The following is a 21,587-nucleotide window of genomic DNA, read 5'->3' as shown; positions in this document are numbered from 1 at the left end:
CCAGCAGCTGCAACACCATCAGCAATTGATAATTGTGATGGAAATCCTTCGATTGCATTAGTTGAAACCAGTACTCAAACCGTATCAGGTTTAGGACATTATAACTATACTATTACAAGAATTTGGACAGCTACAGATGTTACAGCAAACACTAGTAGTGGAACACAAGTAATCACCGTAAGTGATACAACAGCACCAGTTGCCGATGCTTCTAGTTTAGCATCAGCTACAGGACAATGTACAGCCACAATAGATTCTGCACCAACAGCTACCGACAATTGTAACGGAACTATCGTGGGAACAACAACTAATCCTTTAACAAGAAGTTCACAAGGTACATCTACTGTAACTTGGACATTTACCGATGTTGTAGGAAACTCCAGCACACAAACCCAAGATATAGTTGTAATTGATACAACAGCACCAGTTGCTAACATTACTTCATTACCAACAGTTACAGGTGAATGTTCAGCATCAGTAACAGCTCCAACCGCTACTGACAATTGCGCAGGTGTGATTTCAGCTACAACTGCGAATCCAACTACTTATACTGCACAAGGAACTTATACAGTTACTTGGACTTATAATGACGGTAATGGAAATACAAGTTCTCAAAATCAGACAGTAATTGTAAAAGACATAACAGTTCCTACGATTGTTTGCCCTTCAAACATTGTGTTATCAGCATGTCAATCAACAGCAACTTGGGCAACACCAACAGGTAGCGACAATTGTTCAGGATTTTCAGTTATGCGAACAGGACCAGCTTCTGGTTCGACCTTTGCAAATGGTACTACAACTACAATTACTTACACTGTTACAGATGTAGGTGGAAATACAGCGAGTTGTTCTTTTACAGTAACAAGACAAGCTGCACTAGCTTTAGCAGTTACAAATAGCAACCCACAATTGTATTATGGATACACATTAGATCAATCAACAACTATCAAAGGAACACCTTCTGGAGGAGTTGGACCTTATAAAGTAGTCATTACGATGAACAGAGTTCTTGCTTGCAATGTACTCAATAGTGCTGGTGATGAAACTTGGACAGCAAGTGCTGGAGGTTCTTCAACTGGTAACACTTGTCCAGGATCTGGACCTGGTACAACACCAGTATCAACACATTTAACGGTGCCGGTTGGTGGTTTTTATTCCGTTACTTCAATTTTGTTAGCCAATGCTACATTTACAGTAACAGTTACTGACGCTAATGGTTGTGTGGTTTCTGGAACTACAAATGTGTATTCAGAAGACGCACGTTGTTTTGCAGGAAACTCAGCTATAGTTAAAGTTAAAATTTGTCATAAAACAGGAAATAGCAAAGATCCATGTCACGAATTGTGTGTTTCAGAATCCGCAGTAGCGGCGCATATTGCACATGGCGATTATATTGGAGCTTGTTTGGCAAATTGTACTGATCCAGTAGTTCATACAAAACATATTGAGGTTGAAGAAGCTGCTAAAGTATTTAAAGTTATAGGATATCCTAATCCTTCTAAAAATCAATTTACGGTTGAAGTGTTAAGTGATAGCAACGATAAAGTGGAAGTGGCTGTTTATGACATGTTGGCCAGATTGATAAGAAGATTTGAAAGTGATAGCAAGTCATCACCAATTCGATTTGGAGAGGATTTACCATCAGGAGAATACTTAACCGTTGTTAAACAAGGAGAAAATATAAAAGTACTCAACTTGATAAAACAATAAATAGACTTTGAGTTTTAATAGAAAACCCCATTCGTTTAATTGAATGGGGTTTTTGCTTTGATAATTATACGAATAATTACATTCTATATAATGAGCTTAATATTCTATTTGAATCTAAAGATTGCAACTTAAATGAATTAGAAATATATAAGTATAAACCCGTTGGGTGTAATTCAATTTATAATTTTTAAACACAGAATCTATGTGTTTAAATTTTTATATTTTTTAATAATTGAGTTTTCTATTAATTACATCCAAAGTATAAGTATAATTCTTTTTTGTCATAAAAGAAGTCATGATTTGATAATAGTTCTCGACTGCGCTCGAACTGACCATATGACTTTTTTATATGTCAAATGGTATTATCCGATTTCTATATTATGAATTCATTAATTATTGTATAAAAAAGCACTCTAAAAACCAATTTTTAGAGTGCTTAAATATTTTATTATTAATGGGTTATAGGAATTCTCCGTGTTGAGAAATGTCTAAACCTAACTCTTCTTTTTCTTCACTTACTCTTAATGGTGTAATTTTATTAACAATAAAGAATAAAGCATATGAAGCAGAAAATGCAAATATTGATACTAGCACTAATGCTTTTAATTGAATTAAAAACAAAGTAGCATCACCAAAGATTAAACCTTGATTATCGCCTACAATTGCATTCACAGATTTTGAAGCAAATACACCAGTTAAAAGCATACCTACCATACCGCCAACACCGTGACAAGCAAATACGTCAAGAGCATCGTCGATTTTTCCTTTAGGAAAACTGCTTACAACAAGATTACTTACAATACTTGCGATAAAACCAATAGCAAGTGCATGTGGTATACTTACAAATCCAGCAGCAGGTGTAATCGCTACCAATCCTACGACAGCTCCAATACAAGCTCCCATTGCCGATAGTTTGTGTCCAAGTATTTTATCCAAAAACACCCATCCCATTGCGGCGGCAGCAGCAGCTACAGTAGTTGTTCCTAATGCTTGAGCTGCAAGTCCACTCGCTCCAACTGCAGAACCTGCATTGAAACCAAACCATCCGAACCATAATAATCCAGTTCCTAATAATACATAAGTAATACGTGCAGGATTTGATTTTTCTGATTTTCTTTTTCCTAAAAACATAGCTCCTGCTAATGCAGCCCAACCTGCGCTCATGTGAACAACAGTTCCTCCAGCAAAATCTAAAACTCCTGCTTTAAAGAAATATCCATCGGGATGCCAAGTCATGTGACATAATGGAGCGTAAACAAATATGATGAATAATACCATAAATAATAAGTAAGCCCAGAAACGAACACGTTCTGCGAAAGCACCTGTAATTAAGGCTGGTGTAATTATTGCAAATTTCGCTTGAAATAAAGCAAATAAAATAAACGGAATTGTTGGCGCTAATTCCCAAGCTGTACTTGAATTTACACCTTGAAAAAATAAGTTTGCCGACGGATCACCAATGAATCCTCCTATTGAAGGTCCAAAACACAATCCAAATCCAACAACAACCCACAGTACAGTTACAATTACCATAGCCATAAAGCTTTGTAATACAGTACTAATTACATTCTTTTTGCCGACCATTCCGCCATAAAAAAATCCAAGCCCAGGAGTCATTAATAATACAAGTCCAGTCGCAACTAGCATCCAAGCTGAATCTCCTGTATCTAATTTTAATGGAACAACATGTTCTCCCAATACAGTTGATTCTGGAAATAAATAAATTGAAAAAATGGATAATACTAGAATTGTGATCAATATCACACTTAAAATAATCTTTCGCATAGTTTTAGTTTTTAGTTTTAAATTTCGATAAAAGTATAAAATCATTTTAAATACATAAAAAATTTAGGGTGTAAAGTAAAATTTTTATCAAATTTGTATTTTACACCCTAAATTTTTATGGGTATGTGATAAAACTAAACTAAAATTTACAATTAATTAATGCTCTTTTTTAAAAATTGGAATTCAAAAGCCATATTAATTTTTTTAAATCGTCATTTGTATGATTGGCAGTTATTACAATACGGTTGAGTTTGCCCGATGCAGTAGGATATTTGAAACTGGTAGTTATTATTTTATTTTCAAATAGTTTTTTTGAAAATACTTCATTGTCAAAATAGATTACTGGATAATCTGGGTTAAAGGTAAATCCATCTCTGTCGATAAAATGCTTATTTAAATAATCTAAGTTGTGCTGTAATTTCTTTTTTTGCAATTGATACAATTCTTGTGCGTTGATTAAGGTTTCCAGAAATGCAGGATTCATACCGGAAGCACCTATAAAAGTTGATTCACTTTTAATTGCATTTATAAAGTTAAGATCGCCTGCAATAATACCTCCCGAAATCCCAAAAGCTTTTCCTAATGAAGCAGTAACAATTATTTTGCGAATATTTTGAATGTTTATAGTTGAAAGTATTCCTGCTCCATTTTCACCCATAATACCTATACTATGAGACTCATCGATAACAAGTGTGATTGCAACTTTATTAGGAATTTGAAGTAAAACATTTAAATTTATAGGCTGAACTTGCAATGCTGAAATTGAATCTGCGACTACCGCAATTGCAGAAATATCTGGATTGAATATTTTAGCATTTATCTTTCCGTCAACTATAATGGGTAGGCTAGAGGCACACATCAACGCGGGATGCGTATCTGGAAAATGAAAAATAGCATCAGTTGCTTTAGAAAGATGTTCTAATACAAATTTTCCAGCAAGCATTCCAGACGATACCGCTACTGCGGATTGGGTTCCAATTTTTTTTGCCAATAATTTTTCGGCAGTTTCGTAAATAGAAAGTGTAACATTAGCGTTGCGAGAACTTCCATAGTTTGTTCCCCATTTTTTAATACTTTCAAATAATATATTTTGAAATTCTTTATTTGTTGTTATTCCCAAATAATTTGTACCACCAAAATATAAATATTCAACACCATCAATGAGTATAATTCTATCTGGAAAATTTTCAACAGTCATCACTTATGAGTTTAGCGTAACTCCAGTTCCATTTAATTTCGAATAGCTTATTATTCCGTTATTAATTGTTACACCGGTTGCAATATCTCTGGATAATAGTAATGCACCATCCATGTCCACAAAATCAAGTTCTGGTAGTAAATGTGCAATCGCTGATATTCCAACAGTAGATTCGGTCATGCAACCTACCATGGTTTTCATCCCTAATTTTTTTGCTTGTGCAATCATTCTTCGAGCTGATGTTAGTCCACCACATTTCACCAATTTTACATTTACACCATGAAAATGATTGTGGCATTTAGCAACATCTTCTTCGATAATGCAACTTTCATCGGCAATAATAGGCAAAACCGATTGTTTAAAAACTGCTGCATGACCTTCCCAATTATCCGCTTTTAAGGGTTGTTCTAAAAATTCAACATCAAGTTTTTTTAGTTCAATTGCATTATTTATGGTTTCAGAAACAGTCCAACCACAATTGGCATCAATTCTAAAAACGGCATTGGTATGTTTACGTAACTCGGTTATAATAGCAATATCTTGATTTGTACCCAATTTGATTTTATATATTGGCCACGGCATTTCTTTCATTTTTGAAACCATTTTATCGATGGTATCAATACCAATAGTATAATCGGTTTTTGGGTTTTTAATAGTATTATAACCCCAAAATTCATACAGTTTTTTACCTTTTTTGCGTGCATACAAATCATTATAAGCCATGTCTAATGCGCAAAGTGCAAACATATCGTTGCCTAATAATTTATGAGCATTGTGCCAAAAAACTTCTGGAGTTTCGTTTGTAATACTTTCTATATAAGGTATAATAGTTTCCAAATTATTTTTCATGGTCTCCACCGTAACTTTATAATATGGATTTGAAGTTGCTTCACCATAACCAGAATAACCATCACTTTGCAATTCAATAATTAGAGTGGGTTGTACCTTATACGATTCTCTTGAGATCGTAAAAGTATGTTTCAACTCAAGGTCAAACGTTCTAATTATAATTTTCATTGAATATTTATTTTTGATTAAACTTTGCTTTGTATTTTGCAAAAAGCTTAGTTTGATGGTTGTCTAAATTTAGTATTCTACCTTGAATAAAAGCCTGACTTATTTTGTTAGTTCTCATGTCCAAAGCATCGCCTTCGGAAATAAATAAAGTGGCATCTTTACCTTGTTCTAGTGTGCCGCATTGACTATCAATTCCTAATATTTTTGCCGTATTTGAAGTAATCAATTGTAGTGCTTGTTCTTTATCTAATCCATATGCTGCACAGGTTCCAGCTTGAAAAGGAAGGTTTATGGTATTCATTCGTTCTTTATCTCCACTGTTTTCTAAACCCACAAGTATGCCTTTTTCCGTTAGTAGTTTTGCCATTTTATAGGGTAAATTTACATCTTCATCATTGTATTCGGGCATGTCATGCACTCTTTTTAATAAAACACTAATGTTATTTTTTTGTAATAAATCAATTGTTTTGTAGGCTTCATAACCACCAACAATTACGACTTTTTTAACTCCAAAATTATTTGATAAATGTACAGCATCGACTATTTGTTTTTCGTTATTGGCATGAATATATAAAGTTTGACTTCCATCAAAAAGTCCTTTCATGGCATCAAAAATTAAATTTTTTTTAATTGGAGCATCTGCTAAATACGCTTTTGAATTTGCAAAGAAAAGTGAGATTTTGTCAATTTGATTGAGGTATTCTTTATTTACATTTAGATAACCTGGTTCAAATTTAGAGCCAGTTCTTCGATAAATACGAGGAAAGTCCATGTGAATTCCATCATTTTCTTTAATCAATGCATCTTGCCAGTTCCAAGCATCAAGTTGAACTATTGATGAAGTTCCAGATATTGTTCCGTCACGAGGTGTGATTTGGGCTAGTAATACTCCGCTAATTGGCATAGTTTCAACTACTTTAGAATCTGCCATGTAAGCAATAATACTTCTAATATGTGGATTCATTTCACCTATTTCACTTTCATCGTCAGAGGCTTTTACGGCGTCAACTTCGACTAATCCAAGAGTAGAATTTGGAGCAATAAATCCTGGATATACATGTTTTCCGCTGGCATCAATCGTAATGTCAAACTTGTTTTTGGTGACATCGATTGAGTTGGCCTGAGTTACTATTGTAATTTTTCCATCTCTAAAACCAATGGCACTTTTTTCAATCACTTTTCCGTTGCCTAAATGAGCTACAGCATTTAGAATCAAAATTGATTTTGCCTGTTTATTTCCGGGAATGTGTTGAGCGATCGTGATTGAAGAAACGAAAAATGTTAATAATAGAATGTAAATGTTTTTCATTTGAAATTGGAATAATATTATTAATTGTAAAAAAGAGCCTAACTAACCTGTGAAATTATATGTAATGTATAAAAAACAAAGCATGTCAGTAAATTTTGACATGCTCTGTATAATTTAAAAAATCAATTTTTCAGCCTGTCAAAATTTTATTTTTGATTGTATTTCTCCTTGTATTTTGTATTGAGTTTAGTTTGGTGTGTTTCCAAACTTATAGCTCTTCCTTGAATGAAAGCATGAGTCAATTTATTTGTTCTCATATCCAAAGCATCACCTTCAGAAATGAATAGTGTTGCATCTTTACCTTGTTCTAACGTACCACATTGACTATCAATTCCTAATATTTTTGCTGTATTTGAAGTAATCAATTGCAATGCTTGTTCTTTGTCTAGACCAAACGCGGCACAAGTTCCAGCTAGAAAGGGTAAATTTCTGGTTTGCATACGTTCCATGTCACCGCTATTTTCTAATCCTACAAGAATGCCTTTATCGATTAATATTTTTGCCATTTTATAAGGTAAATTAACATCTTGATCGTCGCTTTGGGGCATATTATGAACTCGTTTTAATAATACACTGATGTTGTTTTTTTGCAATAAATCAGCAGTTTTATAAGCCTCAAATCCACCAACAATTACTATTTTTTTAACTCCATTTGCTTTGCTGAAATTTACAGCATCAATAATTTGTTTTTCCTCATTAGCATGAATAAATAATGTTTGTGTACCATTAAAAATTCCTTTCATGGATTCAAGAATTAAATTTCTCTCATTTGATGGAGTAGTAGTGTAAGCATTTGCATTTGCAAAAAACGAACTCAACTCATCCACTTGTTTTTGATATTGCTTATTTGCTTCAAGTCCTCCTGGTTCTGCCCACCAACCTGTTCTTGTTATGGTAGATGGAAAGTTAATGTGAATTCCGTCATTTTCTTTTATTACTGCATCTTGCCAATGCCAAGCATCGAGTTGAACTATTGATGAAGTTCCAGATATCTTTCCACCACGTGGTGTGATTTGAGCCATCAAAATTCCATTTGGACGAACGGCTTCAATTACTTTTGAATCGGCTGTGTAGGCTATTATACTTCTAACATGTGGATTCATTTCTCCAATTTCACCCTCATCATCAGAGGCTTTTACTGCATCAATTTCAACTAATCCTAAACTAGAATTTGGCATTATAAAACCAGGGTAAATATGTTTTCCAGTAGCATCAATAGTACTGTCAAAAGCACCATTAGCAAGTTTAATTAATCTTGCATCTGCCACTAATGTTATTTTACCATCTTTGAAACCTATTGCGCTATTTTCTATTACTTTTCCGTTGCCTAAATGCGCTGTAGCATTTAGAATTAGGATAGATTGAGTTTGCTTATTTGCGGGTATTTGTTGTGCATTAGTATTTATAGTTAAACTAAAAATTACTAATAATATAAATATATTTCTCATTTTTATTGTTCTAAAGTATCACAGTGATATTCTTTTTTCTCTTTTTTCTTTGGCTCTTGAGTACTCATTCCTTTGTTTTTTTCTTGAAGCATTTGTCCAATCAATTCACTTCTTTCTTTAGTAACAGCAGCTCTTTGCAACTCATCTTTTTGAATATCAAAATAAACAACACCTTCTATTAGTGTTTTTTCAACTTTTGCATAAATAGAAAGGGGATTGTTGTTCCACAGCACTATGTCTGCATCTTTTCCTACTTTGATGCTTCCTACTTTGTCATCGATATGTAATAATTTTGCAGGATTTAAAGTAACAAATTTCCAAGCTTCTTCTTCTGATATATTTCCGTATTTCACTGCTTTTGCTGCTTCTTGATTTAATCTTCTTGACATTTCGGCATCATCAGAATTATAAGCAACTACAACTCCTTGATTGTGCATAATTGCTCCATTGTAAGGAATTGCATCATTTACTTCAAATTTATATGCCCACCAATCTGAAAATGTAGAGGCACCAACACCATGTTCTTTCATTTTGTCGGCTACTTTATAACCTTCTAAAATGTGGGTGTAAGTGTTTACTCTAAAATTAAATTTTTCGGCAACATTCATTAACATCAAAATTTCAGATTGTACATAAGAATGACACGTAATAAAACGCTCTTTATTCAAAATTTCAAGTAATGTTTGCATTTCTAAATCTATTCTTGGTGCTTTATTTTTGTCTTTTTTAGCATTCGAATTATACGCTTTCCAAACCGTTTCGTATTCTTTGGCACGTTGAAAATAATCAGTAAATACTTGCTCAACTCCCATTCTTGATTGTGGAAAACGTATTGGGTTTATATTTCCCCAATTGGATTGTTTTACATTTTCACCCAATGCAAATTTTATGAATTTGGGCTGATTTTTGTACAACATTTCTTCTGGAGCTTGTCCCCATTTCCATTTTACTATGGCTGATCGACCACCAATTGGGTTTGCCGAACCGTGTAATAATTGTGAAGTGGTAACTCCGCCGGCCAAATCTCTGTAAATATTAATGTCTTCGGAATTGACAACATCTTCAATTGTAACTTCGGCACTCGAGTTGTGACCGCCTTCATTCACACCATTAGATATGGCAATATGTGAATGTTCATCAATAATTCCGCTGGTTAAGTGTTTTCCTTTTGCATCAACTAGTGCAGCTGTTGGATCTGAAAGGTTTTTTCCAATCGCGGCAACCTTACCGTTTTTGACTAAAACGTCAGTTTCTTCAAGGATTCCCTCTTTTTCATTGGTCCAAACCGTTGCGTTTTTAAACAATAAAGTTTGTTGTGCTGGTTTTTGATTGTTTCCAAAAGCAATATTTGGATACGTTACCGGCATTACTGAATTTGGTTTTTCTGCCTTTGCACTGTCTTTCACAATAATAAATGGCGAAGTTTTTATAGCTGACCATTTTACTTCATTTCCGTTTGCTAATACAGCTTTACCGCTAATATTTTGTGAATTTTCAATAAATGCATTTAGTCTTGTGAAACTAACATTAATGGTGTCTTTAGATTTAACCAATGCGGTTATCCAATTGTTAGCAATGGTAATTTTTGAATTTACTTTTTTTGCATTAGCAGTTGTAATTTCTGATTTTAGGTCTGCTATTTCACCTATAATTTTCCATTTATAGTTGTCTGAATCAATGGTTAAATCATAGTTTCCACGAATATCAATTGCAGACATATCATTGACTACAAATTTGTTTCCTTGAACCCAGTTTTCGTACAATACTGTTTTTTCCTCAAATATTTCACCTGATGTGATTACAAAATTGGCATAACTTCCTGCTTTTAAACTTCCAATTTCGTTCTCTTTTCCTAATATCGAAGCAGGAATAGTCGTTAGTGATTCTAATGCTTTGGTTTTATCAAATCCAAATTTTATAGCTTTCAAAAGATTAGCTCTAAAGTCTTCTACTTTTTTTAATTTATCAGTAGTTAAAGCAAAAACCACATTGTTAGCCGATAAAACCTTTAAGTTTGTTGGCGCTTGATTCCAAAAACGCATATCGCTCAAATCAATTTGATCTGCTAAAAAGGAATTAGAAACATCATACGCTTCGGGAAAATTTATTGGAATAATGAATTTTGAATTGGTGTTTTTGATTTCCTCAATTCTTTCGAACTCATTTCCAGCACCTTTAATTACATAATTTAATCCAAATTCTTTTCCAATTTTTGATGCTCTTAAACTGTTTAATTTGTCTTCGGCTGTAAATATTTGAACTAATTTTTCATTATTGATTAAAGCTTCTAATGATAAATCTTTGGTTTTTGAGTTTCCATTTTTATACCAGTTCATATCTAAATAGGTTTGACGAAGCAAAGCCATCATTCCCATTAATGAACTTGGATAAGACTGATTTGTAGTGGCACTTCTGGTAAAACCAAAGTGATTGGAAATTTTATTAGATATTAATCGAGCTGATTTATCATTATTATTTAATGCGACTAAAACTCCAGTTCCACGTGCAATACCATCCTGAACGTGAGTTCCCACAACACCAAAACCTGCTTTTAAAAAATCATCGGCTCTGGTTTGATCGTAATTAAAATTTTGATACCCGTTAACTTCTGAACGAATGTTTTCATTCCAATAAAAACCTACTCGCTTGGTGTCGTATAGTTGCCCTCTTTCTCCAGTGCCACTATTTTTAGGTTTGTCAATACCAAAACTGGTGTAAATGTCAATAAACGAGGGGTAAACTGATTTTCCTTCCAAGTTAATTGTGGTACAATTTTTGGGCAAAGAAATGGTATTTCCAACATTTATTACTTTTCCGTTTTGAATCAGTAATGTCCCTTTTTCTATTATTTGAGTTGGGGTTACATAAATTTTTGCATTGGTAAAAGCAGTAAAATTGTTGATTTTGTTTTGAACACTTTCATTGTTAGGAAAATATTCTTGGGCGTTAATTTTTGGCATAAAAATCACCAAAAGCAGTAAGAGAAAAATTCTTTTCATAGTGGATTAATTATTTTTTTTAAAAGTATTGATAATATAACACTTTCGTATTGTATTGTTGAATTTTAACATTTTTTTTTGAACTTTTAAGTGAATAAAAGTGAATTAATTTGTAACTAAATTTTTAATCTGTCTAGTAATGAATTGTTTTCTATATTTATAAATAATATGTTTAGAAATTCATTTCATTAAATAATTTATGATTCGAAGTAAAAAAATCAGATGGGGAATTATTGGTTTAGGCAACATTGCGCATCAATTTGCTCAAGATTTAGCACTTGTAGAGGATGCAGTCTTAACTGCTGTTGCCTCTAGAAATCTCGAAAAAGCAGAAATTTTTTCAAACAGCAATAATTGTACAAAATTTTACGGTAGTTATGATGCTATTTTTAAAGATGATTCCGTAGACATAATTTACATTGCCACACCACATGATTCTCACGCTGAGTTGACTATAAAAGCCTTGCAAAATAATAAACATGTACTTTGCGAAAAACCATTGGCACTAAATTATAAGGATGCTTTGCAAATGATTGAAGCTTCAAAGCAAAATAATAAGTTTTTTATGGAAGCTTTTTGGACCCGATTCAATCCATCGCTGCAAGAAGCGTTGCATAAAATTAAAAATGGTGAAATAGGTGAAGTCAAATACATTAATGCCGATTTTGCTTTTGCTCTAGAAAATTTAGAGGGAAACCGTATGACCGACCTAAAATTGGGTGGAGGAACTCTTATGGATATTGGCGTTTATCCGTTGTTTTTAGTTTATTTAATATTAGGAATTCCAATCGAAGTTGCAGCCAAAGCCAATTTTCATAATTCTGGTGCCGATTTGCAAACTGCTATTATTTTGCAATACGACAATGCACAAGCCCTATTGCATTCTAGTTTTATGTCTTCCTCAAATATGAGAGCAACTATAAGCGGAACCAAAGGCAGGATTAATCTAAATTCAAAATGGTTTAAGGCACAATCCTATACATTGGTAGTAAATGATAAAAAATCAAAACACAAATTGCCAACAAAAGGAAAAGGATATACCTATGAAATCGATGAATGTCATAAATGCATCAACGAAGGTAAAGTGGAGAGCAGTCTGTGGTCACACCAAAATAGTTTGGATTTAATCAAAATAGTTGATGAAGTAAAAAACCAAATAGGGTTGGAGTTCCCGTCTGATAAAGGGTAATATTATGGTCTATAAAATAGAAGTAAATTTTGAAGCCACCGATTAGAATGATTTTCATAGATTTTTAACACCAACATTTTTAGAAAATCTTTTTAATCATTATATTCTGTGGCAAAACAGTTAGAATTTAAGAAGCTTTTTATACTAAAGCCAAGAAAATCTGGCTATTTAACAAGATGATTACTATTTTAATTTCTTTGATGTTACTTTTTGTTTTACTTTTAAACAAAACTATTTTATATGCTAGTTAAAGTTTTTGGAAGCGCTGTTTTTGGAGTCGAAGCCACCACGATTACCGTCGAAGTAAATATTGATAAAGGAATTGGGTACCACTTAGTTGGTTTGCCTGACAACGCCATAAAAGAAAGTAGTTATCGCATTGCGGCAGCTCTCAAAAATAATGGCTATTCTATGCCTGGCAAAAAAATTACGATCAATATGGCTCCAGCCGATTTGCGAAAAGAAGGTTCGGCTTATGATTTAACTTTGGCGATTGGTATTCTAGTGGCTTCCGCCCAAATTAAAGCCGACGAAATCGACAAGTACATTATAATGGGAGAATTGTCTCTCGATGGTGGTTTGCAACCCATTCGTGGAGCTTTGCCTATTGCTATAAAAGCCAAAGAAGAAGGTTTTAAAGGTTTTTTTCTTCCAATGCAAAACGTGAAAGAAGCTGCAATTGTAGCTGGTTTAGACGTTTATGGAGTTGAAAATATTCAGGAAGTAATTGATTTTCTGGAAGGGAAAGGAACATTAGAACCCACAGTTATCGATACTAGAGCTGAATTTTATAAAACATTAGATTTTCCAGAATTCGACTTTAGTGATGTTAAAGGACAGGAATCTATAAAAAGATGTATGGAAATTGCCGCTGCTGGCGGACACAACATTATTCTCATTGGTCCGCCAGGAGCAGGAAAAACGATGCTTGCAAAACGGTTACCCAGTATTTTACCGCCAATGACTTTGCGAGAAGCACTCGAAACTACTAAAATTCATAGTGTTGCTGGGAAATTAAAAGAAGCAGGATTAATGAATCAACGACCGTTTCGAAGTCCGCATCATACGATTTCGAATGTGGCACTTGTTGGAGGAGGAAGTTATCCGCAACCAGGCGAAATTTCGATGGCGCATAATGGTGTTTTGTTTCTGGACGAATTACCAGAATTCAAACGTGATGTACTCGAAGTCATGCGCCAACCGCTGGAGGATCGAGAAGTAACGATTTCCAGAGCCAAGTTTACAGTGACGTATCCGTCATCGTTTATGTTGGTGGCGAGTATGAACCCAAGTCCGAGTGGTTTTTTTAATGATCCTGATTCTCCTCAAACTTCTTCGCCACACGAAATGCAACGCTATTTGAGCAAAATTTCTGGACCTTTATTGGACAGGATAGATATTCATATCGAAGTTACCCCAGTTCCTTTCGAAAAACTCTCCGAAGACCAAAAAGCGGAAAGCAGTGTCGAAATTCGCAAACGCGTAACTGCAGCGCGTGAAATCCAGACCGAACGTTTTGTGCAAATGGAAAATATTCATTACAATGCCCAAATGAATACCAAACACATAAGGGAATATTGTGCGCTTGATGATGTTTCGAAGCAATTGTTGAAAACCGCAATGGAACGCCTGAATCTTTCGGCTAGAGCTTACGACAGAATCCTAAAAGTAGCCCGAACAATAGCAGATTTAGAAGCCGCTCCAAAAGTTATTTCCTCGCATATTGCTGAAGCGATTCAGTATAGAAGTTTGGATCGTGATGGTTGGTTGGGGTAGTTTCAGACTATCTCCTTCGCAATCCCGAATACTCGGGATTGCGAAGCGTGTTTCTTAAAAAACAAAAATATTTTGCTTCAAAAAAAATAAAACTCTCGTGTTTAGTTCTAGAGTTGTCAACTTTTAAAAAGTTGACAACTCTTTGATTTATCTATTAGAACGTCTGTCATTATTTTGTTGGGGACGTCTTGGGCCAAAGCTATTGTTAATGCTACGGTTTGTAGTATCTGTTTTGGGTTGTCGAGGTGTTGAATTGCGTTGCACTCTTCCTTGACCTTGTTTTATTGGTTCCGTTGAAGCATTAGGATCTGGCTCAAAACCTTTTATGTTTTCTTTTGGCAATTTCAAACCTACCAATTTTTCTATATCGCGCAAGAAAACAGTTTCATCTGGACTAAAGAGCGAAATGGCTTCTCCACTTGCTCCTGCACGGCCTGTTCTACCAATTCGGTGTACGTAATCTTCGGGAATATTAGGCAATTCAAAATTAACAACGTGTGGTAATAATGGAATATCTAATCCCCGAGCTGCAATATCTGTGGCGACCAAAGCGGTTAGGCTTCCGTTTTTGAAACTGGCTAAGGCTTTTGTTCGTGCGCCTTGCCCTTTATTTCCGTGAATGGCTGCTGCTTTGATGCCAGCACTAATCATACTTTCGGTTAGTTTGTTGGCACCTTGCTTGGTTCTGGTAAAAACTAAAATCTGTTTCCAGTTGCCTTCCGTAATTAGTTTGATGATCAATTCGGTTTTTTTCTCTTTGGCACAAGGATAAACTTTTTGGATAATGGCCTCAACAGTAGTGTTTTCGGGTGTAGCTTCGACCTGAACGGGATGGTGTAAAATGCCCATTGCCAATGTTTTGATATCTCTTGAAAAAGTGGCAGAGAACATTAAATTTTGTCTTTTTGATGGTAATACTTTTAGGATACGTTCAATATCACGCAAAAAACCCATATCTAACATTCGGTCTGCTTCATCCAAAACCAAAATCTCCACTTTTGAAAGTGTTACCAAACCTTGATTTTGCAAATCGATTAATCGGCCAGGAGTTGCCACTAAAATATCAATACCTTGACGCAATTGCGCCACTTGTGGATTTTGGTTTACGCCACCAAAAATTACGGCGCTACGTATATCTATAAACTCACTATATTCTTTTATATTGGCTAATATTTGAGCTGCTAGTTCCCGTGTTGGCGTTAATATTAAGGCACGAATGGGTCTTTGACTTAGGTGTTTTCCTTGCGATAATATTTGCAATATGGGTAAAGTGAAACCTGCTGTTTTCCCTGTTCCTGTTTGGGCAGATGCTAACACGTCTTTACCTTCTAAAATGGGTGGAATTGCTTTTTTTTGTATTGGAGATGGTGTTGAATATCCTTTTTTACTGATGGCTTTTAATAAAGCATCCGATAATCCTAGTGAGTTGAATGACATAAATGGTGTTTTTGAAGTACACAAATAGTTGTACTTCTTTAATTTGGCGCAAATGTACTGCTAATTTTATGGATAGAGTGTTTGACTTTGATTAAATAAAATGTTTTACCAATTGTTATTAAATTTCAAATCTGACATCAATTACTAACTTAACTCTTTACAATTTGCTCCTAAATAATATTAAAAATGATAAACAATTAATGAAGATTAGTTACTAACAAAATGCATTATTTAATTTTTTGTTTTTAATTTTAATTTTTCAACAAGTTCGCCAATGCTTCCTGTTTTGGTATTTTTGAACGCTAAATCTGTATATAAAGTAGCACAAGTGGCACTGGATTCTTTCAATTTTCGCCATTCTTTCCATAATTCATCATACCGAGAAAGTGCTGAATTTACTATGGCATCATTCATAGTTCCAGAAACGGTTGCATTAGTATCTTCAATCATTAATATCCACATTTGTTCAATTAATTCGTATTTTATTCTGCCATAAGTACTTGATACTCTTATTGCTTCTTGAGTTACAGTATCACTAACTGTCAACTGATTTGATAGCGCTTCTATTTGTCTCCAAATTGCAGATGCTTCTGTTTTTTCGGCAAGGACTTTATGCTGTTTTTTCTCTTTTACGATTTGATTTAACACATTTTTGTTATCTGCTACAGAGAAAAAATCATCTCTCGACCACCATTTATTATTTATTGTAAAACTATTGCATTGTCCTTTTCTTACTCCTTCGATACTTAATAATGCAAGCTGGCGGAAAATATCAGCTTGCATTCCTGTTAAATTATATTTTGCTGCAAATTCATAAAAAATTTCTTCTTCGGAACGTTTTGGGTTTTGAGCCCAACGAGATACTACATAAGTGTTTAAATCGGTCCATATTTCGTTAGTGGTAAATGGTCCTTGCCAACCGCCGCCATTTGACCATGTATTTACACCACAAAGCAAATTGGAATTTATAATATCTTTTACACCACGAGGATTTGATGGGTTATTTAAATTTCCTGTAAAACGACCCTCTTTAATTTCAAATTTTGTTTCTGGCCAACCGTTTATTACGCCAAAGGCAGAATAATAAGGATGTGCTCCTTTTCCGTAAGCCTCCATACGTGACTGAGATTCTATAATTTGACGGTGTTTTCCGATGCCTATTGTGGGATTGAAAGGAGTCATTCGCAAAAAATCATCTTGTTGGTATTTGATAGAGAAAATTAAATTTTGATGTGGCTCGATAGCATTGGTTACTGATAAATAGTATTCAGGATTGGTATGAAAATTATAACCAAAATCCCAAGTTCTGTAAAATAGTTTTTTGTTTCGTTTTACACATATTTCCTCACGTAAAATATTGATAAAAAGTATATGATCATTGATTCCTTCCCGTCCTTTCCTAATTGGACTACCACCTTTATGAAAAGGAGTATCGAACAAATAAGTTTCACCAAAACGGAGTACTATACCATTTAATTGAGGAAACCTATCAAATATACCAGCAATTTGTGCACGCAATAATCGCTGAGTTGTTTTTCGTTGAATATCAGGTATCATTGACTCTCCTTTTCCACCTATTACTGAGCTTCCTCCTTTTTCAAATCTTTTTATTGAGTCTCCGTACTTTTCCCAAATTGCATTAGGAAAAACAATAAAATCGGTAAAAGGATATACATCGATACCTTCTTTTCTGAAGTCAGCAAGTTTTATATCCACTTGTGCAGCTTTTGTTACTATCCATTTGTTGGCTTCACTATTTTTAGGTATTATTCCTTTTTCAAAATTGTTATAATTAATTAGACAATTGATATACCAGTGTGGCGTAGTAGCTGTAAACCCTTCTGATTTAAGAAATTTTGGGTCGTTATATTTGGTGTCATATGGTTTTTCGCCTGGATTATTATGAACCATATCCATGATAAACTCTAATGATTGTCCTTGTAACATAAACGGAAAACAAATCACAAGAATTAATAAATAATTTCTTTTCATTTTTTTAAAATTATATTTTTGTGTTATCGATTTTAATAGGACAAATTTATGAATCTAGAGGTTACAATTATAATATTAAAAAATCTATTAAACCTTTATTTGTTAAATTTAATTAAAAAAATACGGTTTTGAAATAGAGATAAGTTTTCTGAATTTTTTTTTAAACTTTTAGTACTTATAAAAATCAGAATAATTCAATTTATTTTAAATGTAATTTTCATACACCTTTATAACCCTAACCAAAGTGTCATTCCGTTATAAAAAGTATTGTTAGAATCGCCTGTTTCTTTTACAAAATCGCCAGCTACAAAATAGAAAGTTTCGTTAGTGAGTTTTAAATATCTATTGATTTCATATTCTAGTTTTATTCCGCTTTGCCAACCAATCCAAAGTGTTTTACTATTGTTTGAAGTTCGTATTAAGGCTTTTGAGCCCGCATATAAACCATCGTTTAGTTGTGCTCGCCAATAAAAATCTGTTTCGGCGGTTGCACTAAATTTTTCTGTAAATTTAAATTTTAGCGATGGATGTATATCAAATATATTCATTGCCGCTACTTGTGTTATTAAACCAAAATAGGCTGGATTGTTAAAATAGGGATTGAATGTGCCTAATTTATTGTCGCCTAGATTTTTATCACCCGAAATATAATCTAATTTTAAACCAAAATCAGGTTTAAATTTTGATTTGATTAAGTTGTAATGCCAATCTCCTTCTATAGAAAATGCACTTATGGTTTTTGTGCCAAATGCACCAAATTGGTAATTGAATTCCGTATTGTATTTAAAATTTTTTCCTATGTTTCCAAATCGTCTAAAACCTATTGTATGCCTTGTTTCAGGGTTTATTCCATCGTTGTATTTTACTAATTTTGCATCAAATCCAATATAATACACGGAAGTATTTCCTAAATTTTTTTTAGTGTTTACCGTCAATTCTAAACCCCAAGTATAAGGAGCATCGTTTGATTTATTATCAAAAAAACCAACAGGAACTTTTACTTCTCTGCCATAAAATAAATTCGTATTGTAGCCTTTTCCATCAATCATAATCCTAGCCATATCAAAACTTCTACGGCTGTTAGGACCATCTCTAAATGCCATTAAACGACCCGAACCCAATATTAATTCTTGCCTTCCGGCTCTTATTTTTAAGGTTGATTTATTAATAAAAATTATAAATTCTGTGAAGGCTTGGTGCAAATCTAATTTATCAGATTGGACATAAACTGGTTTGGCAAGTGATACCAAACCGTGTGTTAATTGTCCAAAAACACGGATATGTTTGCCCAAATGCAAATCAGTGTGAAACATGATTCTTTGAGAATAAAAATTTTCATCATCAGTTTTATTTTCATTCCAGTTTTTGTTTTTGGTAAGTTCCCAACGAGGTCTATATTCTCCACCCAAGCTCAAATAAATATATTTTTCTTTGTTGATAGGTATCGCTTTTAATTGAGTGAAAAATGAAGCATTTCGAAGCGTGTCGTTTTTAATCAAAATCATATAATTTTCATCTGCTCTTAATGATTTTATAGATGGTAATTCTTGTGCTTTTATATAAAATGAAAAGGATATAAGGTTGAATATAAGGAGTGTTTTTTTTATCATTCTATTTTAAAATTTATTTTTAATACCTTATTTTCTTGATTTAAATCTAACGGGCTATGGTCAAAAATTTGATTCATTGAATTAGCGACAATGTCTTCTAAATGCGGATGTATAATAATTGTATAATTGCCTTTTCGCCAATTCATATTTGGCTTAAAAACCCATTTTTGTTCTTTATTTTTTAATGAAATTTCGCCATGGATTTCTTTTTTATTATGTACTATCTTGATATAGGTTTGTGCCGAAATATGGTCAATTTTATCGTTTAAATTAATGGTAATAGTCTCTTTGGTTTTACTTTTGGGTAACAATAAATTCCAAGTTTTGATATCTGGAGCAAGATTATCTTCTTTTACGGCTATAAATGTTTTGGTAAAACTTTTTTTTAATTTTTTGTCATTAAAATCGAGCAGTAAACTATCAATTGTTAAGGTGTATTTTTTGCCAATATCAAAAGCTCTGCCCATTTTATTATTAGCATAAAGGCCAAGTTTTACTCTGCCTGGATCTATAATTAATGTTATTTTTGTACGGTCTTTGTTCCATAATTCATATTGATTTTCAAAGAAAACACCAGTACTATTCTCTCCTTCTTCGTTTGTTAATTGTATGTGTTTTAAAATATCCATTTCTTGTATGGGAGCAGAAAATTGAATATAAAACCGAAGAATATTTACAGGAATTGAGTCTGAAGTGGGATAAATTGCAGTAACATGTGGGTTTTGTGAAAAAACCTTTATTGAAAAAATAAGTACTATAACTATTTTCATCATCAATAATATAAACTCTCCTGAACACAATTTTTAGGGTAAAGGAGAGTGTAAGAAAAAAAATATTCCTATTGTTTTATGAATTTAGTTTTACCCAAGTCTTGAATCATCATATTTTGAAATCCCTTCATTTGTAATTGTTGTCCTTCATATTTATAACCGGGTTGGTCGTATTCTGATACAAATTCATCTAATCTCAAATACATATTCTTTAAGAACGATATCAACTCTAAGCTTCCTGTTTCATCATTTCTTCTTAGTGTGGCAATATGATAATCGTCTTGGTCGTCCATTTGCAAAAGTCCAGTCATAGGCAAATTATTTATAGGTGTTCCAGCATGCTCTACCATGCCTACATAATTTATGCTATTTTCCGAAATGCTTTTAGCAATTTCAGTACTATTAATAAACTGTGCAGTACGGTTTCTATTAGATAAAATAATGCCCTCATAAGGTTTTTTATCAAAACCTTCGGATTGAAATTTGATAATGTCCACTGGAGTATTGCCATATCCTAATTCGGCAATGGTTTTGCCTATAATATGGGCACCATCTATAATTTCTTTTACAGGAATTAATACCAAAGGCGTACAAGTATAAGCAGCCAAAATGTACTCTTCGTTGTTTAAGGTTACAAATTGCAAAGTTTGAATAGGAGCTCTGGTTTCGTTTTGACCGTGTACAGCATGAAATATTTCAACTGAAGAAGTCGTTACTTTTGCATTTGTAAAAGGATATTCTACAATTCGTAGAGCTGATGAAAATTCAGCATTACTCATTCCGCTGATATATACTTTGCCGTTGTGAAAATCAATATCAGTAAAGGTCATGGATCTTAAGGAAGTTTTATCCCAAATTTTTAAATCGCTAGTTGGTGCATCACTGATTGTTGTTTCTGAATGTTTTGTAGTAGCTAAATTAAAATTTCGGATTTTACCTTCTTGATTTACTATAATGATTCTAGAAACATATCCAGCTTTTGTTTTAGTATCAAAAGCAATATAGGCTTCCTTTGAGTTTGGATTAATGGCCATATCTCTAATGATAAAATCCATCAAACCCACTTTTGTAAAAGCAGCAATTTTGCTACTTAAATCATGGATGTTGTATGCTTTTTGGGCTTCGGGATTAGTGTCTAAAGCTACAGTATATGCATACAATGTAGCTGATTTACTGTCACCAACAAATAAAGTTTTGGCATCGCCAAATTTTATGACAGTAACAGATTGTGGAGTAGTGGCAAATGCCAAACTAGTTGTAAGCAGTAAGCCTGCTATTGCTATAGATTTGATTTTCATAGTTTTATAATTTTAAATTATTACTATACAAAGTTAGTTTAGCGTAACC

General features: G+C 33.4%; 14 protein-coding genes. 3 read left to right on the top strand and 11 right to left on the bottom strand.

What is annotated here, in order from left to right; genetic code table 11:
* The coding region (locus RMO53_RS06475) for an HYR domain-containing protein (RefSeq protein WP_310379120.1) at positions 1–1,710 on the top strand (1,710 nt) is incomplete at its 5' end.
* A gap of 459 nt (positions 1,711–2,169) precedes the next feature.
* Here the strand turns inward: RMO53_RS06475 and RMO53_RS06470 are convergent.
* The 6 genes from RMO53_RS06470 to RMO53_RS06445 all read right to left on the bottom strand — a co-directional run bounded on the left by RMO53_RS06470 (position 2,170) and on the right by RMO53_RS06445 (position 11,466).
* Entirely contained in the window at positions 2,170–3,495 is a 1,326-nt protein-coding gene (locus tag RMO53_RS06470; protein ID WP_310379119.1) for an ammonium transporter, read from the bottom strand.
* Between the two features lie 169 nt (positions 3,496–3,664).
* Positions 3,665–4,693 (bottom strand): aminotransferase class I/II-fold pyridoxal phosphate-dependent enzyme, encoded by a 1,029-nt coding sequence (locus tag RMO53_RS06465; RefSeq protein ID WP_310379118.1) that lies wholly within the window; start codon positions 4,691–4,693, stop codon positions 3,665–3,667.
* Between the two features lie 3 nt (positions 4,694–4,696).
* Complete coding sequence (locus RMO53_RS06460; RefSeq protein ID WP_310379117.1) at positions 4,697–5,710, bottom strand: dipeptide epimerase; 1,014 nt, start codon at positions 5,708–5,710, stop codon at positions 4,697–4,699.
* Between the two features lie 7 nt (positions 5,711–5,717).
* Positions 5,718–7,019 carry an amidohydrolase family protein gene (locus RMO53_RS06455; RefSeq protein WP_310379116.1) on the bottom strand — a complete coding sequence of 434 codons (1,302 nt, stop codon included), beginning with the start codon at positions 7,017–7,019 and terminating at the stop codon, positions 5,718–5,720.
* Between the two features lie 146 nt (positions 7,020–7,165).
* Positions 7,166–8,467 carry an amidohydrolase family protein gene (locus RMO53_RS06450; protein WP_310379115.1) on the bottom strand — a complete coding sequence of 434 codons (1,302 nt, stop codon included), beginning with the start codon at positions 8,465–8,467 and terminating at the stop codon, positions 7,166–7,168.
* Between the two features lie 2 nt (positions 8,468–8,469).
* A complete protein-coding gene (locus tag RMO53_RS06445) occupies positions 8,470–11,466 on the bottom strand; it encodes an amidohydrolase family protein (protein ID WP_310379113.1) in 2,997 nt (998 codons plus the stop codon).
* A 199-nt stretch (positions 11,467–11,665) separates the two neighbouring features.
* Between RMO53_RS06445 and RMO53_RS06440 the strand changes: the two genes are divergently transcribed.
* On the top strand, positions 11,666–12,655 hold the full coding sequence (locus RMO53_RS06440; protein ID WP_310379111.1) for a Gfo/Idh/MocA family oxidoreductase: 990 nt from the start codon (positions 11,666–11,668) through the stop codon (positions 12,653–12,655).
* A gap of 240 nt (positions 12,656–12,895) precedes the next feature.
* The gene (locus RMO53_RS06435; protein WP_310379109.1) at positions 12,896–14,431 is read left to right on the top strand and encodes a YifB family Mg chelatase-like AAA ATPase; all 1,536 of its coding nucleotides are present in this window, start codon (positions 12,896–12,898) and stop codon (positions 14,429–14,431) included.
* A 147-nt stretch (positions 14,432–14,578) separates the two neighbouring features.
* On the opposite strand, the gene RMO53_RS06430 is transcribed toward RMO53_RS06435, so the two are convergent.
* The 5 genes from RMO53_RS06430 to RMO53_RS06410 form a co-directional block, all read right to left on the bottom strand.
* Complete coding sequence (locus RMO53_RS06430) at positions 14,579–15,868, bottom strand: DEAD/DEAH box helicase (RefSeq protein WP_310379108.1); 1,290 nt, start codon at positions 15,866–15,868, stop codon at positions 14,579–14,581.
* A 231-nt stretch (positions 15,869–16,099) separates the two neighbouring features.
* Entirely contained in the window at positions 16,100–17,860 is a 1,761-nt protein-coding gene (locus RMO53_RS06425; protein ID WP_310379107.1) for a hypothetical protein, read from the bottom strand.
* Positions 17,861–18,087: 227 nt separating this feature from the next.
* A complete protein-coding gene (locus RMO53_RS06420; protein WP_310379106.1) occupies positions 18,088–19,470 on the bottom strand; it encodes an alginate export family protein in 1,383 nt (460 codons plus the stop codon).
* Positions 19,467–20,240, bottom strand: coding sequence for a hypothetical protein (locus tag RMO53_RS06415; protein ID WP_310379103.1), 774 nt, complete (start codon positions 20,238–20,240; stop codon positions 19,467–19,469). Before RMO53_RS06415 ends, RMO53_RS06420 begins: the two co-directional genes overlap by 4 nt.
* Before the next feature lie 68 nt (positions 20,241–20,308).
* Positions 20,309–21,538: a hypothetical protein gene (locus RMO53_RS06410; RefSeq protein ID WP_310379102.1), complete on the bottom strand. Its 1,230-nt coding sequence runs from the start codon at positions 21,536–21,538 to the stop codon at positions 20,309–20,311.
* Between the last annotated feature and the right edge of the window lie 49 nt (positions 21,539–21,587).

The sequence above is a fragment of the Flavobacterium sp. genome (assembly GCF_031409475.1).
GTDB lineage: Bacteria > Bacteroidota > Bacteroidia > Flavobacteriales > Flavobacteriaceae > Flavobacterium.
This window is presented reverse-complemented; position numbering and strand designations above follow the sequence as displayed.